Raw genomic sequence first — 16,713 nt, 5'->3', positions numbered from 1 at the left:
GCTACGCCGCGGTCAGGGCCCACCGGCGTGGTGCTTGCGCTGGCATGGTGTTTGCGGCGATTCCCCGGCCATGACACCGCTGCCGTCCGCTTCCGACCGCTTCCGCCTGCTTGAGAACGGCGAGGAGTATTTTCCGTGCGTGTTCGACGCCATTGCGCGCGCGCGCGAAAGCGTACTGCTGGAAACTTTTATCCTGTTTGAAGACGAGGTAGGCCACAAATTGCACGCGGCACTGGTGGCGGCCGCGCGCCGCGGCGTGCGCGTGGCCCTGACGGTGGACGGCTTCGGCTCGCATGACCTGTCGGCGGGCTTCATCACCGGGCTGGTCGATGCAGGCGTGCAGTTCTGCACATTCTCCCCGCGGCCGCGGTTGTTCGGCGTGCGCACGCACATCTTCCGCCGCATGCACCGCAAGCTGGTTGCCATCGATGCCGAGGTGGCGTTTGTCGGCGGCATCAATTTCTCGGCGCAGCACCTGTACCGGTTCGGGCCGCTGGCCAAGCAGGACTATGCGGTGGAAATCCGCGGGCCGTTTGCGCGCCAGGTGCACGAATTCCTGGTGCGGGCAATGCCAGGCGCGTGCCCGCCGCCACCGTTGCCCGAGCTGCCGGCCGAACCGGAGCGATCGGATGCGCGCACGCCTGCAGGACGCGCGTGCCTGGTTACGCGCGACAATCACCGCCACCGCAACGATATCGAGTTGGCCTACCTGGACGCGATCCGCGCGGCGCGCCACGAGGTCATCATCGCCAATGCGTACTTCCTGCCGGGCTACCGGCTGCTGCATGCGCTGTGCGAGGCCGCCGCGCGCGGCGTACGGGTGCGGCTGCTGCTGCAGGGCAAGCCGGACATGCCGTGGGTGGCGCGCGCCGGCGGCCTGCTCTACGCGCAGCTGCAGGACGCCGGGGTGCAGATCCTCGAATACGTCGAGCGGCCCTTCCACGGCAAGGTCGCGGTGGTGGATCACAACTGGGCCACGGTGGGCTCCAGCAATCTTGACCCGCTGAGCCTGTCGCTGAACCTCGAGGCCAATCTCGTGATCCGCGATGAAGCCTTTGCACGCCACCTGCGCGGCCAGCTCGAGGCGCTGATCGGCGCGCGCTGCCGCGCCGTGCCGCCGGGGCTGAAGTCGCCGCGCAGCCGCCTCGACGCGCTGGGCGCCACGCTGATGTTCCACTTCCTGCGCCGCTTTCCGGCCTGGGCGGGCTGGCTGCCGGCGCATGCGCCGCGGCTGGTGCAGCCGATGCCGGGCGGGCGGCGCAACGCGCGGCGCGTGGTGGTGCTGCGCGGAGGCGCGGAATGACGGGCGCCGAGGCCCTGTCGGCGCTCCGCCAGCATGCGCACTGGCCCGCGTGGCGTCGCGCCATCGGCATCCTGTTCATTGCCGCCGTGCTGGCGCTGATCGCCCGTAAGCTGGGCACCATCGACTGGGACGCGGTGCTGGCCGCGCTGCGCGGCTTCAACGCGCGCACGCTGCTGCCGGCGGCCGGCTTCGTGGCGCTGAGCGGGCTGCTGTACAGCCAGTTCGACGTGCTTGGCTGCCGCTACGCCGGGCACCCGCTGCCGTTGCGCCGGGTGATGGCGATCTCCTATGTCAGCTACACCCTCAGTCTCAACCTTGGCGCCACGCTGGGCGGCGCGGGGGTGCGCTACCGGCTGTATTCGCGCGCGGGGCTGAGCGCGCCGCAGATCTGGAGCCTGTTCGTGGTGGTGGTCAGCAGCAACTGGCTCGGCTATGCCGTGCTGGCGGGCGCCATCCTGGCCGGCGAGCTCGTGGTGCTGCCGCCGGAGTGGGGCATTCCCGCGGCGGCGACACGGCTGCTGGGCGTGCTGATGCTGGCGGTTCCGGCCGGCTACCTGGCCGCGTGCGCGCTCTGGCACGGGCGCCACCGCACCGTGCGCGACCACGACATCTATATGCCCACGATGCGCTTTGCGGCGTTGCAATGCGCGCTGTCGGCGGTCCACTGGATGTCGATGGCGGCGATCCTGTATGCGCTGCTGCATACGCATGCGAGCTACTTCACCGTGCTAGGCGTGCTGCTGGCATCGGGGCTGGCGGGCGTGGTGGTGCGCATTCCCGGGGGGCTGGGCGTGATCGAGACGGTGTTCCTGGCAATGCTGGGCGACCAGGTGCCGCACGGGCTGCTGCTGGCCGCGCTGATCGCGTACCGCGCGCTGTACTACCTGATCCCGCTGGTGATCGGCTCGGTGAGCTATTTTGTGCTGGAGGCGCGAGGCAAAGCTGGGGGAGGGTAGGTGTGCGAGGGTCGTCCGCGAATGCCGGCGCCTGCCCTCTCCCCCGGCCCCTCTCCCGCGGGCGGGAGAGGGGAGCAAACCAGCGGTATCAGATCGGGCCGGGGTCAGGCCGCTGCCAGTGCGCGGTCGAGGTCCTCGATCAGGTCGTCGATATGCTCGATGCCGATCGACAGCCGCACCATGTCCTCGCTGACGCCGGCGGCCTGCAGTTCTTCGGCATTGAGCTGGCGGTGCGTAGTCGAGGCGGGGTGGGTGGCGAGCGACTTGGCATCGCCGATATTGACCAGCCGCGTGAACAGCTGCAGCGCATCGAGGAAGCGCGCGCCGCCTTCCCGGCCGCCCTGCTTCAGGCCGAACGACAGGATGCCGGGCCCGCGCCCGCCCAGGTATTGCTGCACCAGCGCGTGGTCGGCATGGTCGGGCAGGCCGGCAAAATTGACCCAAGCCACCTTGGCATGCTGCTGCAGGTGGCGCGCGATCGCCAGCGCGTTGTCAGTGATGCGGTCCAGCCGCAGCGCCAGCGTCTCGATGCCTTGCAGGATCAGGAAGGCATTGAACGGCGACAGCGCCGCGCCGGTATTGCGCAGCGGCACCACGCGCGCGCGGCCGATATAGGCGGCCGGCCCCAGGGCCTCGGTATAGACCACGCCGTGGTACGACACGTCCGGCTCGTTCAGGCGCCGGAAGCGTTCCTTGTGCTGCGCCCAGGGGAACTTGCCGCTGTCGACGATGGCGCCGCCGACGCTGTTGCCATGGCCGCCCAGGTACTTCGTCAGCGAATGCACGACGATATCGGCACCATGCTCGAACGGCCGGCACAGGTAGGGTGACGGCACCGTGTTATCGACGATCAGCGGCACGCCGTGGTTGTGTGCCACGCGAGCGATCGCGGCGATATCGACCACGTTGCCAAGCGGGTTGCCCACCGACTCGACAAACACGGCCTTGGTGCGCGCGTCGATCAGGTCGCCGAAGCTGGCCGGATTGCGGCCGTCGGCAAAGCGGGTCTCGATGCCGGACTGCGGCAGCGTGTGCGCCAGCAGGTTGTAGGTGCCGCCGTATAGCTGGCTGGACGAGACGATGTTGTCGCCGGCCTCGGCAATGGTCTGGATCGCATAGGTGATCGCCGCCATGCCCGACGCCAGCGCCAGCGCGCCCACGCCGCCTTCGAGCGCGGCCAGGCGCTGCTCGAGCACGTCGTTGGTGGGGTTCATGATGCGGCTGTAGATGTTGCCGGCCACCTTCAGGTCGAACAGGTCCGCGCCATGCTGCGCGCTATCGAAGGCGTAGGCCACGGTCTGGTAGATCGGCACGGCCACCGCGCGCGTGGTGGGGTCGGGCGAATAGCCGCCGTGGACGGCCAGGGTTTCGAGTCTCATCGTCTTCTCTCGGTTGGATGGCGCAGCGGCGCTGCGTAGCAAGTCCCGCGGTGCTGCCGGGCATGCCGTGCGGGCGCGCCGGGCCATGCGATGGTACCAGCGCCGTGCAGCATGGCAGCCATGGTCGCGGAGCGCGCCTGGGCGGGTCAAGGAAGCTTATTGCATGCGAATATGCGCGGCGTGGTGCCAAGGTCGAGACCTGGGTATGCAATAGGCGGCCAAGGGTCGGCGCTTTGATGCATTGACCGTGCAGCACCAGCTTGTCCGATCGCACAGGGGCGCGTAGGCTACGGCACGACCATGCACCGGAGTCCGCCCATGAATGCTGTCCATCAGGCCGCCGCACAGGGATTCGCCAGCCAGGCCGATACCTATGCGCGCGGCCGCCCCGAGTATCCGGCGGAAATCGACCCCTGGCTGCGCGGCGCGCTGGGCCTGCATCCCGGCCGCGCCGTGCTTGACCTGGGCGCGGGCACAGGCAAGTTTACGCGTTGGCTGGTGCACACCGGCGCCACGGTCACGGCGGTCGAGCCGGTGGCGCAGATGCGCGCGCAGCTGGCGGCCGCGGTGGCGCCGGTGCAAGCGCTGGAAGGCAGTGCCGAGGCGATTCCGCTGGCCGATGCCAGCGTCGACGCCGTGGTCTGCGCGCAGGCGTTCCACTGGTTTGCGAATGCGCAGGCGCTGGCGGAGATCCGCCGCGTGCTGCGCCCCGGCGGACGGCTCGGGCTGGTCTGGAACGTGCGGGATGAAAGCGTGGACTGGGTGGCGCAGCTGACTGCCATCATGGCGCCGTATGAAGGCGACGCGCCGCGTTTTCACAAGGGCGACTGGAAACGGGTGTTTCCGGCCGAGGGCTTCGGGCCGCTGGCACTGCAAAGCCTGCCCTATACGCATGTGGGGCCGCCGCAGCGGGTGATCGTTGACCGCGTCATGTCGGTCAGCTTCATTGCGTCGCTGCCCGGGCCGGAGCAGGCGCGGGTGCGCACGCGCCTGCACGCGCTGATTGACCAGCATCCGGCGCTGTCGGCCCGCGCCGAGGTCGCCTTCCCCTACCGCACCGAGGCCTATCACTGCGAACGGCGTGCCTGAGACTACATGGTGGCCTGCCGCACCCAGAAAGCCGCGCCGACCCGCACCGCGCAGGGTTCGCGCGTCAGCGCCGCGGCCGTGCCGCGCCGCGCGGCGGTGCTGCCCTGGACTTGCTCCCAGATGTCCAGCATGGCGTGGATCTTGGGCAAGGCGCTGAGGCCCGCCGCCGTCGGCAGCCAGGCCGGGCTGCAGCTCTCGAACAGCGGCGTCCCCAGCGCGGCCTCGAGCCTGCGGATCTGGTAGTGGAGCCGTTGCGGCTGGATGCCGAGCGCCTGCGCGGCGCTGCCGGTGTCGCGGTGCTGCATCAGCGCGACAAAGACACGCAAGGAGAGAAAAGAGACGCGCCGGTTGCGGAGTCGGTAAGCCATGCCCATGTCATGGCCGGGGGCGGTTCGGCGCTTGTGCGCTGGTACGAGTCCCCGGCGGTTCGAAGTGAATCGATCGTAGCGGGGCAAGGCGGGGCTGGTGGGCAGCCGGATTCGGAAATACGGCGGGGAATTTTCCGGCGATGCGCGCAGTGGCTGCGCAGTCAGTGCATCGGCAGCTGGCCGATCGCGGTCAGCGCCAGCACCACGTCCGGCGACAGGCGGCGCTCGCTGCACGGCACGCCCGCGGTTTCGAGCGTGGTCCACAGGTCGGCGTCGCCGGTGACAATGCGCTGCCGCAGCTGCGCCAGGTATGCATATTCCGCGGACGTCAGCGGCCGCGGGGCGCTGCGCAGGTCGTCCAGGATGGCACCAAGCGAGAGTGCGGGAACGGTCATACCAAGGTCGGGGAAAGCACGGCGATGAGACATTTGCGGCGGAAAAAGCAGGATGGTGCGGAGTTGAGCAACGCATGATTCTATCCATCCGGTGCAGCAGCCGCTTAAGCAAAAAGCGGCGTGGATTTCCCCGCTGATTCCGCTTGCAATGCCAGGAGTGGCGAATAGGCTAAGCGCCGAGCGCGCGATGTGGCGCATGCGGTAGCCCAGACGGCGCAGGAGGCGCTTGCGCGGACGCGCGGTCCGGCACGCTATTGCGCGGGGTGTTGCAGAAAAACGCCACCATGCGGGGGTCCAACCAGCCAGGTCCTGGCACATCGACGCCGCCAGGAGCCCCGATTGACAAGGCAGGGAGCGTTCTATACGGTGGCGCATCGTTTTGACCCAAGCCCCTCCCAGGTTCATTTGCCGCCCGCCATGCCACGCAAAGCCGCACAGGTTTCCGAAGCCGACAAGCACGCCGCCGCCGGGGGCGCCATCGCCGTGGACCGGGCCCTGTTCGTGCTGTCGGTATTCCGCCTGGGCGATGGCGCGCTGGCGCTCGCCGAACTGGCGCAGCGCAGCGGCCTGTACAAGAGCACGCTGCTGCGCCTGCTGGCATCGCTCGAGCACGCCGGGCTGGTGCTGCGCCACGCCGATGGCCGTTATGGCCTGGGCCCGGAAGTGGCGCGGCTGCACGCGGTCTATGCGGCGTCGTTCTCGCTCGAGGCGGTGGTGATGCCGGTGCTGCGCGAACTGGTGAACGCAACGCGCGAGAGCGCGGCCTTTCATGTCGAGCAGGGCGAGCACCGGTTGTGCCTGTACCGCGTGGATTCGCCGCAGCCGGTGCGTGACCACGTGCGCGCGGGCGAACTGCTGCCGCGCGACCGCGGCGCCGGCGCGCGCGTGCTGCGCGCCTTCGCCGGCGAGGCCGGCGCACTCTATGACCAGATCCGGCAAGACGGCGTGGCCGCGCTGGTCGGTGACCGCAGCCCCGATCTTGCCGGGGTTTCGGCACCGGTGTTCGGTGCTGGCGGCGAACTGGCCGGCGCGCTGACGCTGACCTGCCCGGCGGCGCGCTACCGCGACGCGTTCCGCAGCGATGTGCTGCAGGCTGCGCGCGCGCTGACGCGCGCGCTCGGCGGCTCGGCGCCGCCCGCCACGCCTGGTCCGACCGTCCCAGACTGACGCAAGACCCCCGCCCCGGGCGAAGCCCGGCCGACCCGGCTTGCAGGGGGTGCCAAGCTTGCGCCGGCGCGGGCTATCATGCGGATGGCATGAAAAACCGCGCACGTCACATCTGGTGAAATCAGCGCCCGCATGCCCCGCGTCGCCCCCGTGGCCTGATGCCTGCCGATCGAGATTGACGGCAGGCGGACGGCATCCTTGAGGAAATCCCTTGCACCTGGACCAGCAGACCATCGCGGTGGTGATGATGGTGTTTTTCTGCAGCACGCTGATCATTGCGGCGGGGCTGGTGTTCGCGCTGCGCGCGAGCACGGCGGGGCGGCTGTGGGCCTTCGGGCATGTGCTGGTGTCGGCGGCGGGCCTGGCGCTGGCGGTGAGCGCGGCCAGCGGCACCGGCCAGCTCGGCACGCTGGGCGCATTCGCCTTCGTCGCCGGCTGGCTGCTGATCTATCGCGGCGTGCGGCTCTACTACGGCGTGCCGGCGCATCCGGGCGCGCTGGCCGGGGCGGGCGCGATCGTGCTGGGCCTGATGGCGGCCTCGAGCGGCCTGCCTGAAGGCCCGCAGCTGGTGCTGCGCATCGTCTATGGTGTGCTGGCGCTGGTGTCGCTCGCCACCTTCGCCACGCTGGCGCGCGCCGGGCGCGGGCGCCGCAGCATTGGTGCGCCGCTGGTGCTGATGGCGAGCCTGGTGCAACTGGCGACGCAGCTGGCCGGTTTCAGCCATGCCATGAGCCTGCCGGCCGGCAGCGCGGCGGCCGGCGGCGCCGCGGCGCCGCTGACCTTGTTCTTCGCCGGCCCGGCCGATTCGGCCTGGGTCCTGGCGCCGCTGATCGCCACGTTGCTGGGGCTGTTCGGCTTCACCGTGATGGCGATGGAGCAGATCGTCGCGCACAACGAGAGCGGCGCGCGCATGGACGCGCTGACCGGGCTGCTCAACCGCGGCGCGCTGGAGATGTCGGCGCTGTCGCTGGTGGCGCGCTGGCAGCGCGACGGCCAGCCGCTGGCGTGCCTGGTGATCGATATCGACTACTTCAAGCAGGTCAACGATAGCTGCGGCCACCATGCCGGCGATGCGGTGCTGCGTGAAGTGGCGCAGGCGCTGGACAACTCGCGCCGCGCCTCGGACGTGGCCGGCCGCTACGGCGGGGAAGAGTTCTGCGTGCTGTGCCCGCATACCGACGAGCAGCAGGCCTCGGCGCTGGCCAACCGGGTGCTGCGCAAGGTGCGCGCGATCGCCTTGCCCGCAGGCCGCGGCCATGCCAGCGTCAGCATCGGCGTGGCGCAGCTGCGCAGCGGCGCGGGCAGCAGCGAGGCGCTGTGGCGGACCCTGTTTGCCGAGGCCGACCGCGCGCTTTACCACGCCAAGGCGCATGGGAGGGACCGCTATGTGCTGGCATCGTCGATGGCGGTAGCGGCGGCCAGTGCGGCGCCGGCCGCGCTGCTGGAGCCGGCGCCCGACCTGGCCGGCTGACCTCGATCGGGTCGGCTTGTCGTGGGGATCTTGCGGCTAGGGGCGTGTGCCCGGCTCCGGCACGTCGCGCGGCGGCGCGCCATCATAGGTCCACAGGAACTGGCGCGGCATCGGGCCCTTGTTGCGTCCGCCCTCGCACTGTTGTTCCCACGCGTGCGCGAGGATGCCGACCGAGCGCGACAGGCAGAACAGCCCGCGTGCCAGCGGCGCGGCAAAGCCCAGTTCGGCGTAGATCACCGCGGTGGCGCCATCGATGTTCATCGGGATCGGCTTGCCGCGCCCCGCGCCCAGCGCCGCTTCCACCGCGCGCGCGATGCCGGCGTAGCGACCGCTGACCACGCCGTCGGCCGCGGCCTGTTCGACCAGCGCCAGCAGCCGCGGCGCACGCGGATCGACCGGATGGAAACGGTGGCCGAAGCCGGCTACGTACTTGCCGTGCAGATCGCGGTAGTGTCGCAGCGCCTCGGTCACAGCCGCCGCCATCGCGCTGCCGCCATCCAGCCGCTGCGCCACGTCGTGATACAGCGCCACCGCCTGTTCGCCCGCGCCGCCATGCACGTCGCCCAGCACATTGACGGCCGACGCCATGGCATTGTTCAGCCCCACGCCGCAGGTGGCCGCCATGCGCGCGATGGCAATGCTGGGCGCCTGCGGGCCGTGGTCGACGGCAGCCATCAGCGCCGCGTCAAGCAGTTCACCCTGGCCCGGGCCGGGCAGCTCGCCACGCAGCATCAGCCAGATCATCTGCGCAAACGATACCCGGCCGATCAACTGCTCGATCGGGTAGCCGCGGTAGCGGATCTCGCCCGGGCGCATGTCGATGATGCCGGTGCGCCACCAGTCCTGCGACTGGCGCTGGCCGTGGTCCAGGCCCTCGTCCCGGGGCTGGCTGGCAGTGTCGGTACCGCTCATATCGCACCCTCCTGGCTCAGTTGATCGATGTCCGCATCGCTGTAGCCCAGGCGCTCCAGCACCTGCCGCGTATGCTGGCCAAGTTGCGGCGGCGGCGTGTCCACCGCCGGCGCTTCGCGGTTGAGCTTGAAGCCGGTGCGCACCACGCGGATGTCGCGGCCCACGCCGGGCGCGTCGGCAAACTCGGCGATCATGCCGCGTTCGCTGACCTGCGGCTGGGCCAGTGTCTGCGGCACGTCAAGCACCGGCCCCGCCGGCACGCCGGCCGCGGTCAGCAGCGGCCACCACGCGGCCGCCGGCTTGCGTGCCAGTTCGGCTTCCAGCGCCTGTGTCAGCGCGGCCCGGTTCGCCAGCCGCGCCTGGCGCTGCGCGAAGCGCGTATCGGCAGCCAGCGCGGGGCGGCCCACCACGCGGCAGAGCGCTTCAAACTGTTCCTGCTTGTTGGCGGCGATATTGAGCAGGCCGTCGGCGGTGCGGAAGGTGCCGGACGGGCTGGCGGTCATGTTCTCGTTGCCCATCGGCGTGGGCGCCCGGTCCGCGATCAGGTGGTTGGACACCGCCCAGCCCATCGTCGCCAGCGTTGCTTCCAGCATCGAGACGTCGATGAAATAGCCCTCGGTGCGCCCGGTATCGGCCAGCGCCGCCGACACCGCCAGCGCCGCGGTCAGCCCGCCGATGGTGTCGGACACCGGGTAGCCTACCCGCAGCGGCGCGCTGTGGGCGTCGCCGGTGATCTGCATCACGCCGGCCATGCCCTGGATGATCTGGTCGTAGGCGGGCAGGCCGGCGAGCGGGCCGTCCTGGCCGAAGCCCGAGATCGCGCAGTAGATCAGCCGCGCATTGTCCTGCTTCAGGGTCTCGTAGCCCAGCCCGAGGCGGTCCATCACGCCAGGCCGGAAGTTCTCGACCACCACATCGGCCCCACGCACCAGCTTGCGGAACACCTCCTTGCCGCGCGCATGCTTCAGGTTGACGGTGACCGATTGCTTGCCAGGATTCTGTGCCAGAAACGACACGCCCATCAGTCGCTGGTTCAGCACCGGGTCCGCGCCCAGTTGGCGAGCCAGGTCGCCGGTGCCCGGGGTTTCCACCTTGATGACTTCGGCGCCCAGGTGGGCCAGCTGGTGGCAGCAAAACGGTCCAGCCAGCACATTGGTGAGGTCGAGGACGCGGATATGGCGCAGTGGTTTTTGCATGGCTGAAGATCAGATCTCGCCCCGTTCGTTCTGAACAACAGAACAACGGTCTTTAATAAGGAACCTTCGCAGCATAGGTTTGCCCTGCCAGCGTGTCAAGGCATGCTCGGCCGGCACGGACCCGGTCGCTGCCCTACAATAGCGCCCCCGCCCGCGGCCGGCTTGCGCCGCGCGCGCCACTTTGCTTGCAGGGAACGGAATCGATGATGTCAAACGCATGCGGCCTGGACTTCGGCACCTCCAACTCGACCGTTGGCTGGAGCCGGCCCGGCAGCGCGGCCGCGCTGCTGCCGCTGGAGGATGGCAAGGCGACGCTGCCGTCGGTGATCTTTTTCCATGCCGAGGATCCGCTGGTCAGCTACGGGCGCGCCGCGCTGGGCGATTACCTGGCGGGCTACGAGGGCCGGCTGATGCGTTCGCTCAAGAGCCTGCTCGGCACTTCGATGATGGACGACAGCACCGAGGTGATGGGCCAGGCCATGCCGTTCCGCAAGCTGCTGGCGCATTTCATCGGCGAACTGAAGACGCGCGCCGAGCACGCCGCCGGCACCGGCTTCTCGCGCGCGGTGCTGGGGCGTCCGGTGTTTTTTATCGACGAGGACCCGGTGGCCGACCAGCTGGCCGAAGACACGCTGGCCGGGATCGCGCGCGACGCGGGGTTCAGCGAGATCGCGTTCCAGTATGAGCCGATCGCGGCGGCGTTTGACTACGAGGCCGGCATCACGCGCGAGGAACTGGTGCTGGTCGCCGATATCGGCGGCGGCACCTCGGATTTTTCGCTGGTGCGGCTGTCGCCGGAGCGTGCCGCGCGCGCTGACCGGCGCGACGACATCCTGGCCAACGGCGGCGTGCACATCGGCGGCACCGACTTCGACCGCGCGCTCAGCCTGGCGCGCGCGATGCCGCTGCTGGGCCTGGGCAGCGCGCTGCGCAACGGCAAGGCGATGCCGTCGAGCCAGTATTTCGACCTGGCCAGCTGGCACACCATCAACCTGCTCTATACGCGCAAGGCGTGGTCGCTGGTGATGGACAACTATCGCGACGCCGCCGACACGGTCAAGCTCGACCGCCTGGTGCGGCTGATCCGGGAGCGTGCCGGGCACTGGCTGGCGATCCAGGTCGAAGCCGCCAAGATTGCCCTGTCGGACGCGGGCAGCACCGAGGTGGACCTGCAGCGGCTGGAACAAGGGCTGACGCTCACCATTACCCGCGATGAGTTCGATGCCTCGATCGACAAGCTGGTGGCGAAGACCGAGCAGACCGTGCACAAGCTGCTGGCCGACGCCGGCGTGTCCGGCGCGGCCGTCGATACCATCTTCTTCACCGGCGGCTCCAGCAGCGTGCCGCTGCTGCGCCAGCGGCTGGCGGCATTGCTGCCCGAGGCGCGCTGCGTGGAAGGGGACCGGTTCGGCAGCATCGGCAGCGGGCTGGCGCTGGACGCGGTGAGGAAGTTCGGCTGAGGGGATGACTCTAGCTTCCGGCGTCTAAGCGCACCGGGCTTTGCTCCCCTCGCCCGCTTGCGGGAGAGGGGCCGGGCGAGGGGAGGCCCAGGCAGACCGACACGCTTTACTTCGTGGACAGTCCGGCCCTCCCCCAACTCTCTCCGGCGAGCGGGAGAAAGCCTTGCGTCGCCGCTCAGAAGTCAGCTTGCCGCCCGCGCATGTCGCGCAACCCGTACGCATCCCCCAGCGCCAGCCGCGCCGCGCGCAGCGCGCCGCGCGCGGCGGCGGCATCGCCGGCCAGGCGCATTAGCGCCGGCAAGTCCCCGGGCGCGCGCAGCAGCGCGCGCAACACCGCGGCCACATCGGTCTTGCCTTGTTCGCCCATGCCTGCCGCCGCCGCGGCCGGCACCGCGCGCGTGGCGGGGTCGATGACCACGCGGCAGGCCGCGAACGGCAGCCGGCAGGCTGCCGCCATGCGCGCGGCCAGATGCGATTCCATATCGACGCACAGCGCCCCCGTGGCCCGGTGCAGCGCCGCCTTGGCAGCCACCGACAGTACCGGCTGGTCGGACCCGGCCGCGGTGCCGATGCGCGCGTGCGGCAGCGCCCCGTGCATGGCGCGCGTCCAGGTCGAAGCGGTGTCGTAGCGTTCGCCGGGAGCACAGACCGCATCCGCCAGCACCACATCGCCGGGCGCCAGCGTCGGCTCCAGCCCGCCCGCCACGCCGAAGCTGAGGATTCCCATGCACTGCCGGCTGGCCATCGCGGAGACCTCTTGCTCCAGCGCCAGGCCGCGCACGCCGTGCACCACGCGGCAATGCGGCCCGGCCGCGATGCGCGCTTCGAATGCCATGCCGGTGACGACCAGCACGAACGGCGCCGTCACAGCCCCCATGACACCTGGCCGGTGCCGCCGCGCTGCAGGTTGCGGTAGCGCGCCAGCGCCCACAACGGAAAGTAGCGCGCGTAGCCGTGATAGCGCAGGTAGAACACGCGCGGAAAGCCCACCGCGGTAAAGCGGGCCTCATGCCACAGGCCGCCGGGCTGCTGCGTGCGCAGCAGGTAGTCGACGCCGCGCGCCACCGCCGGGTGCTGGGCCGCACCCGCGGCCATCAGCGCCAGCAGCGCCCAGGCGGTCTGCGAGGCCACGCTGGGCGCCGGCTCGTAGCCGCGGTAGTCAAGCCGGTAGCTGCTGCCGTCCTCGCCCCAGCCGCCGTCTGCGTTCTGGATCCGCGCCAGCCACGCCACCGCGCGCTGCAGTTCGGGCGCCTCGGGCGGCAGGCCGGCGGCGTTCAGCGCGCACAGCGCGCTCCAGGTGCCGTAGATATAGTTGGTGCCCCAGCGGCCGAACCAGCTGCCGTCGGGCATCTGCTCGGCCAGCACGTAGCGCAACGCGCGCGCGGCGGGCTCGCTGTTGCCGGGGTTGGCGCCGGTCTGGCACAGCATCGACAGGCAGCGCGCCGATACGTCCGCGGTGGGCGGGTCCAGCAGCGCGCCGTGATCGGCAAAGGGGATGTTGTTCAGGTACAGGTGCGTGTTCTCGGGCTCGAACGCGCCCCAGCCGCCGTTGCCGCCCTGCATGCCGACGATCCACTCGGTGGCGCGCGCCACCGCTTCGCCGTAGCGCCCCGGCGCGTGGTGCGCGCGCATGAAGCGGTCCATCGCGGCGGCCACCACGGCGGTGTCGTCGACGTCGGGGTAATAGGCGTTGGCGTACTGGAAGGCCCAGCCGCCCGGGCGCACCAGCGGGCGGCGCACCGCCCAGTCGCCACGCAGGTCCAGCACTTGCAGCGGCCTGAGCCAGTCCAGCGCGCGCCCGGCCGCCTGCGCCGCGCGCGCTTCGCCGGTTTCCAGCAGGGCGTGGGTGGCCAGCGCGGTATCCCACACCGGCGACAGGCAGGGCTGGCAATAGGCCTCGTCGCCGTGCTCGACCAGCAGGCGCTCGAGCGAACGCCTCGCCACCGCGCGCGCCGGGTCCTCGGGCGGCACGCCCAGCACGTCGAACATCATCACGCTGTTGGCCATGGCGGGGAAGATCGCGCCCAGGCCGTCCTCGCCGTTGAGCCGCTCGCGCACGAAGCGCTGTGCCGCGGCAACGGCGCGCCGGCGCAGCGCCCGCGGAAAGAGCGGCTCGGCCACGCGCAGCAGCGCGTCCAGGCTGCGGAACATTCTGTACCAGCCGGCATGCTGGTGGGCCGCACGCGGCGGCAGGCCCAGCGTGTGGCAGTTGCCGACGAACAGTTCATGGATGCCGACGCCGCGCGGGTTGCGCGCCTGCGGGCGCAGGCTGTTGAGCACCAGCAGCGGCACGATCACCGTGCGCGCCCAGTACGAGACCTTGGACAAGTGGAACGGAAACCAGCGCGGCAACAGCATGATCTCGACCGGCATCATCGGCACCGCCGTCCACGGCAGCACCCCGTACAGCGCCAGCAGCGTGCGCGTGAACACATTGCTGGCCTCGGCGCCGCCCATGGCATGGATAGCCTGGCGCGCGCGCTGCATTGGCGCCGATTGCGGATCGTCGCCCGCCATCTTCAGCGCGAAATACGCCTTGACGCTGGCGCTGATGTCGGAGCGGCCTTCATGGAACAGCGGCCAGCCGCCGTCGGGGTTCTGGATGCGGCGCAGGTAGCGGGCGATGCGCGCTTCCAGGTCGAGGTCGGGAGGCTCGCCCAGGTAGTGCACCATCAGCACGTATTCGGCGGGGATGGTGGCGTCGGCTTCGAGTTCGTAGATCCAGTGGCCGTCGGGGCGCTGCTGGTGCAGCAGCGCGTCGAGCGCGCGGTCGATGCCTTGGTCGAGCGCGTGCGCCGGCGCGCGCGCTGCCGCCGGCTCGTGCGCGCCGGCTGGCTGCCGCGGCGCCGCGTCCAGCTGGGGCGCGGCATTGGCAAAGACGGTCTCGTTCATCGACATGCAGCCTCCTTGTGCCGGCGCGCGGCGTGGCCGGGCCGGGCGTGCATCGGCTTGCCGCGCTCAGCCAATGGCGTGGCGCAGCACAATCCAGAGCAATTGCGCGCGCGGCAGGCGCACGCGCTGGCGCGGCGCGCGCCAGCCCTGCGCGCACAGCCGCCCCAGGATGCGGTGGTAGACCTCGGCCATGATGCGTGGCGAGCGCACCTGGCGTGCCGGGCAGCGCGCCATGATGGCCCAGGCCTGGTCATAGTGGGCCCGGGCCTCGCGCGCCACGGCCGCGCACGCCTGTCCCAGCGCCGGGTGCGCGGCCACGGCCGCGGGCGTGGCCGCGCCGATGCCGGCCGCGGCGAGCGCCTCGGCGGGGAGGTAGAGCCGGCCGATGGCGGCGTCCTCGTCGATATCGCGCAGGATATTGGTCAGCTGCAGCGCGCGGCCCAGGTGGTGCGCCAGCGCTATCCCGCACGACGCCTCCAGACCGAACACGCGCACCGCCAGGCGGCCCACCGCGCTGGCAACGCGGTCGCAGTACAGGTCCAGGGTGGCCGCGTCGGGCGCGCGGATATCCTGCACTACGTCCATGGTCATGCCGTCGATCACGGCGAGGAAGTCTGCCTGCTGCAGGTCGAACGCCCGGATCTGGGCGCACAGCGATTGCAGTGGCGCGGGCGGGTTGCCGGCGTAGCAGGCGCCGATGTCGCGGCGCCAGGCATCCAGCGCTGCCAGGCGCTCGGCATGCGGCGCGTTGCCGTCGGCGATATCGTCGACGGCGCGGCAGAACGCGTAGATCTCGAACATGGCCTGGCGCTGTACCGCCGGCAGGATGCGCAGCGCGGCATGGAAGGAACTGCCCGCCGAAGCGGCGGGGCTAGCCTGGCAGCCTGCGACGGCGGGGCTGTCTGAAGCTGCGATCTGAGTACCGGCCACGTAACTCCTCGACACGCTGCTTACCGTCCCGCGCCGGCCGCGCGACGTCGGCGCGCACTTGCCCGGGAGGTGGTTGTGGGGTCGGGCGATTATAGCAATTTCACCTGCAACGGCGCTGGCGCAGCCGTGCTCCAGCACAGCGCGCCCAAAAACAAAAAGCCCCGCAACGACGCTGCGGGGCTTTTGTGCCGGCTGGTCCGTTGGACCAGCGGGTACCTCACCGGTATCAGAGGGCCTGGATCTTGGTGGCTTGCTCGCCCTTCTGGCCCATGGCCTTGACGTAGCGCACCTTCTGGCCTTCCTTCAGCGACTTGAAGCCATTGCCTTCAATCGCGGAGAAGTGCGCGAACAGATCATTGCCGCCTTCGTCCGGCGTGATGAAGCCGAAGCCCTTGGCGTCGTTGAACCACTTAACGGTACCGGTTTCCATATCTATCTCAACCTTGAATTTCAAAATGAGCGAAAACGCTCGTTATACACCGTGTGCAACGCACCCAGCGGATCTCTTTTATGTTCCCCGCCAGCGCATTCCATATGACTTCGATATGTCGCTGTCGTGACAACCGAAACCGTCACGGAACGACTACACCAAATGACACCGAATGAACGCTGCACAAGTGGGAATCATTCTGCCGAATTTTCCCGGTGTGTCAATCAGGCTAAGCGCCTAATCATGATGAGAGGTTCCGACAGGAGATATTAGCGTTTTCTACTTCGGTCCCAGTTCAGTGAATTCCCTGATTTTTTATTGTCGGGTTTACCTGTGCATGCACCGCCGGGGGGCAACCGTGCCACCTGGTCGTGCATAATGGCTGCCGCCCGCTGCAGGTTGGTGCCATGCTTTTTACAAATTTTTACGGCACGTCTTCTACCGCGTTTGGGTGAGGCTGGTCCGGCGCTGAGATAGCATTATGCGAATAAAACACAAGAACCGTGGTGGCAGTCAGGTGGTGCGTGCGCATACATGAGTCAATGGTCTGGATGCGCGTCCATACATTGGGCAATCTGCACAAGCTTTTCGTGCGGGCGGAAACCGGACTGTCCGGAAATGCGGTAGCGGACAGCGGCGTCATCGGGCGTCCGGCTTTGGCGGGCTTTACGGGCCGGCTGACTGCGCCGGACCGTCCCCGCTAGGCAGGGCGGTAGTTAACGCGTGCGCGGGCTCAATGTCTCCTTTTCGGGACAATTGTTGACA

The 16,713-nt window shown here is 69.6% G+C and carries 15 protein-coding genes; 6 read left to right on the top strand and 9 right to left on the bottom strand.

The features are described 5' to 3' along the window. Positions 1–70 precede the first annotated feature (70 nt). Together clsB and E5S69_RS14285 are read left to right on the top strand one after the other, a co-directional pair. Positions 71–1,303, top strand: a complete 1,233-nt coding sequence (gene clsB / locus E5S69_RS14290; RefSeq protein ID WP_171515302.1) for a cardiolipin synthase ClsB — start codon at positions 71–73, stop codon at positions 1,301–1,303. After that, entirely contained in the window at positions 1,300–2,259 is a 960-nt protein-coding gene (locus E5S69_RS14285) for a lysylphosphatidylglycerol synthase domain-containing protein (protein WP_171515301.1), read from the top strand. The genes clsB and E5S69_RS14285 overlap by 4 nt, the downstream gene beginning before the upstream one ends. Positions 2,260–2,363: 104 nt before the next feature. Here the strand turns inward: E5S69_RS14285 and E5S69_RS14280 are convergent, their stop codons facing one another. Beyond that, positions 2,364–3,638 (bottom strand): O-acetylhomoserine aminocarboxypropyltransferase/cysteine synthase family protein, encoded by a 1,275-nt coding sequence (locus tag E5S69_RS14280; protein ID WP_171515300.1) that lies wholly within the window; start codon positions 3,636–3,638, stop codon positions 2,364–2,366. Between the two features lie 318 nt (positions 3,639–3,956). Between E5S69_RS14280 and E5S69_RS14275 the strand changes: the two genes are divergently transcribed. Further along, positions 3,957–4,727: a class I SAM-dependent methyltransferase gene (locus E5S69_RS14275; protein WP_171515299.1), complete on the top strand. Its 771-nt coding sequence runs from the start codon at positions 3,957–3,959 to the stop codon at positions 4,725–4,727. Positions 4,728–4,729: 2 nt separating this feature from the next. Here E5S69_RS14275 and E5S69_RS14270 read toward each other — a convergent pair whose 3' ends face one another. Then, the gene (locus tag E5S69_RS14270; RefSeq protein ID WP_171515298.1) at positions 4,730–5,095 is read right to left on the bottom strand and encodes a helix-turn-helix domain-containing protein; all 366 of its coding nucleotides are present in this window, start codon (positions 5,093–5,095) and stop codon (positions 4,730–4,732) included. A 161-nt stretch (positions 5,096–5,256) separates the two neighbouring features. Beyond that, the gene (locus E5S69_RS14265; protein WP_231942684.1) at positions 5,257–5,490 is read right to left on the bottom strand and encodes an IclR family transcriptional regulator; all 234 of its coding nucleotides are present in this window, start codon (positions 5,488–5,490) and stop codon (positions 5,257–5,259) included. A gap of 417 nt (positions 5,491–5,907) precedes the next feature. Between E5S69_RS14265 and E5S69_RS14260 the strand changes: the two genes are divergently transcribed. Further along, positions 5,908–6,657, top strand: coding sequence for an IclR family transcriptional regulator (locus E5S69_RS14260; RefSeq protein ID WP_171515296.1), 750 nt, complete (start codon positions 5,908–5,910; stop codon positions 6,655–6,657). 211 nt (positions 6,658–6,868) lie between these two features. After that, positions 6,869–8,128, top strand: coding sequence for a GGDEF domain-containing protein (locus tag E5S69_RS14255; protein WP_171515295.1), 1,260 nt, complete (start codon positions 6,869–6,871; stop codon positions 8,126–8,128). Between the two features lie 36 nt (positions 8,129–8,164). Here the strand turns inward: E5S69_RS14255 and E5S69_RS14250 are convergent, their stop codons facing one another. Both E5S69_RS14250 and E5S69_RS14245 read right to left on the bottom strand, forming a co-directional pair. Further along, on the bottom strand, positions 8,165–9,040 hold the full coding sequence (locus E5S69_RS14250) for a citryl-CoA lyase (RefSeq protein WP_171515294.1): 876 nt from the start codon (positions 9,038–9,040) through the stop codon (positions 8,165–8,167). Further along, positions 9,037–10,236, bottom strand: a complete 1,200-nt coding sequence (locus E5S69_RS14245) for a CaiB/BaiF CoA transferase family protein (RefSeq protein ID WP_171515293.1) — start codon at positions 10,234–10,236, stop codon at positions 9,037–9,039. Before E5S69_RS14245 ends, E5S69_RS14250 begins: the two co-directional genes overlap by 4 nt. A gap of 203 nt (positions 10,237–10,439) precedes the next feature. On the opposite strand from E5S69_RS14245, the gene E5S69_RS14240 reads away from it, so the two are divergent. Continuing rightward, positions 10,440–11,696, top strand: a complete 1,257-nt coding sequence (locus tag E5S69_RS14240) for an Hsp70 family protein (protein ID WP_171515292.1) — start codon at positions 10,440–10,442, stop codon at positions 11,694–11,696. A 175-nt stretch (positions 11,697–11,871) separates the two neighbouring features. Here E5S69_RS14240 and E5S69_RS14235 read toward each other — a convergent pair whose 3' ends face one another. The 4 genes from E5S69_RS14235 to E5S69_RS14220 form a co-directional block, all read right to left on the bottom strand. After that, positions 11,872–12,564: a phosphorylase gene (locus tag E5S69_RS14235; RefSeq protein WP_171515380.1), complete on the bottom strand. Its 693-nt coding sequence runs from the start codon at positions 12,562–12,564 to the stop codon at positions 11,872–11,874. Next, positions 12,561–14,594, bottom strand: coding sequence for a squalene--hopene cyclase (gene shc, locus E5S69_RS14230; protein ID WP_171515291.1), 2,034 nt, complete (start codon positions 14,592–14,594; stop codon positions 12,561–12,563). The genes E5S69_RS14235 and shc overlap by 4 nt, the downstream gene beginning before the upstream one ends. A 60-nt stretch (positions 14,595–14,654) precedes the next feature. Next, positions 14,655–15,518 carry a presqualene diphosphate synthase HpnD gene (gene hpnD, locus E5S69_RS14225; protein ID WP_171515290.1) on the bottom strand — a complete coding sequence of 288 codons (864 nt, stop codon included), beginning with the start codon at positions 15,516–15,518 and terminating at the stop codon, positions 14,655–14,657. 226 nt (positions 15,519–15,744) lie between these two features. Next, positions 15,745–15,948, bottom strand: a complete 204-nt coding sequence (locus E5S69_RS14220) for a cold-shock protein (protein ID WP_010810931.1) — start codon at positions 15,946–15,948, stop codon at positions 15,745–15,747. Between the last annotated feature and the right edge of the window lie 765 nt (positions 15,949–16,713).

The organism is Cupriavidus necator, from assembly GCF_013141915.1.
GTDB lineage: Bacteria > Pseudomonadota > Gammaproteobacteria > Burkholderiales > Burkholderiaceae > Cupriavidus > Cupriavidus necator_B.
Note: the sequence above shows the minus strand (reverse complement) of the source record. Positions and strands in the feature narration are given on the sequence as shown.

What these genes read in the sequence shown, in the direction of transcription:
- clsB (WP_171515302.1), top strand. Translation starts at nt 71, where the DNA reads ATGACACCGCTGCCGTCCGCTTCCGACCGCTTCCGCCTGCTTGAGAAC.
- E5S69_RS14285 (WP_171515301.1), top strand. Translation starts at nt 1,300, where the DNA reads ATGACGGGCGCCGAGGCCCTGTCGGCGCTCCGCCAGCATGCGCACTGG.
- E5S69_RS14280 (WP_171515300.1), bottom strand. Translation starts at nt 3,638, where the DNA reads ATGAGACTCGAAACCCTGGCCGTCCACGGCGGCTATTCGCCCGACCCC.
- E5S69_RS14275 (WP_171515299.1), top strand. Translation starts at nt 3,957, where the DNA reads ATGAATGCTGTCCATCAGGCCGCCGCACAGGGATTCGCCAGCCAGGCC.
- E5S69_RS14270 (WP_171515298.1), bottom strand. Translation starts at nt 5,095, where the DNA reads ATGGCTTACCGACTCCGCAACCGGCGCGTCTCTTTTCTCTCCTTGCGT.
- E5S69_RS14265 (WP_231942684.1), bottom strand. Translation starts at nt 5,490, where the DNA reads ATGACCGTTCCCGCACTCTCGCTTGGTGCCATCCTGGACGACCTGCGC.
- E5S69_RS14260 (WP_171515296.1), top strand. Translation starts at nt 5,908, where the DNA reads ATGCCACGCAAAGCCGCACAGGTTTCCGAAGCCGACAAGCACGCCGCC.
- E5S69_RS14250 (WP_171515294.1), bottom strand. Translation starts at nt 9,040, where the DNA reads ATGAGCGGTACCGACACTGCCAGCCAGCCCCGGGACGAGGGCCTGGAC.
- E5S69_RS14245 (WP_171515293.1), bottom strand. Translation starts at nt 10,236, where the DNA reads ATGCAAAAACCACTGCGCCATATCCGCGTCCTCGACCTCACCAATGTG.
- E5S69_RS14240 (WP_171515292.1), top strand. Translation starts at nt 10,440, where the DNA reads ATGATGTCAAACGCATGCGGCCTGGACTTCGGCACCTCCAACTCGACC.
- shc (WP_171515291.1), bottom strand. Translation starts at nt 14,594, where the DNA reads ATGTCGATGAACGAGACCGTCTTTGCCAATGCCGCGCCCCAGCTGGAC.
- E5S69_RS14220 (WP_010810931.1), bottom strand. Translation starts at nt 15,948, where the DNA reads ATGGAAACCGGTACCGTTAAGTGGTTCAACGACGCCAAGGGCTTCGGC.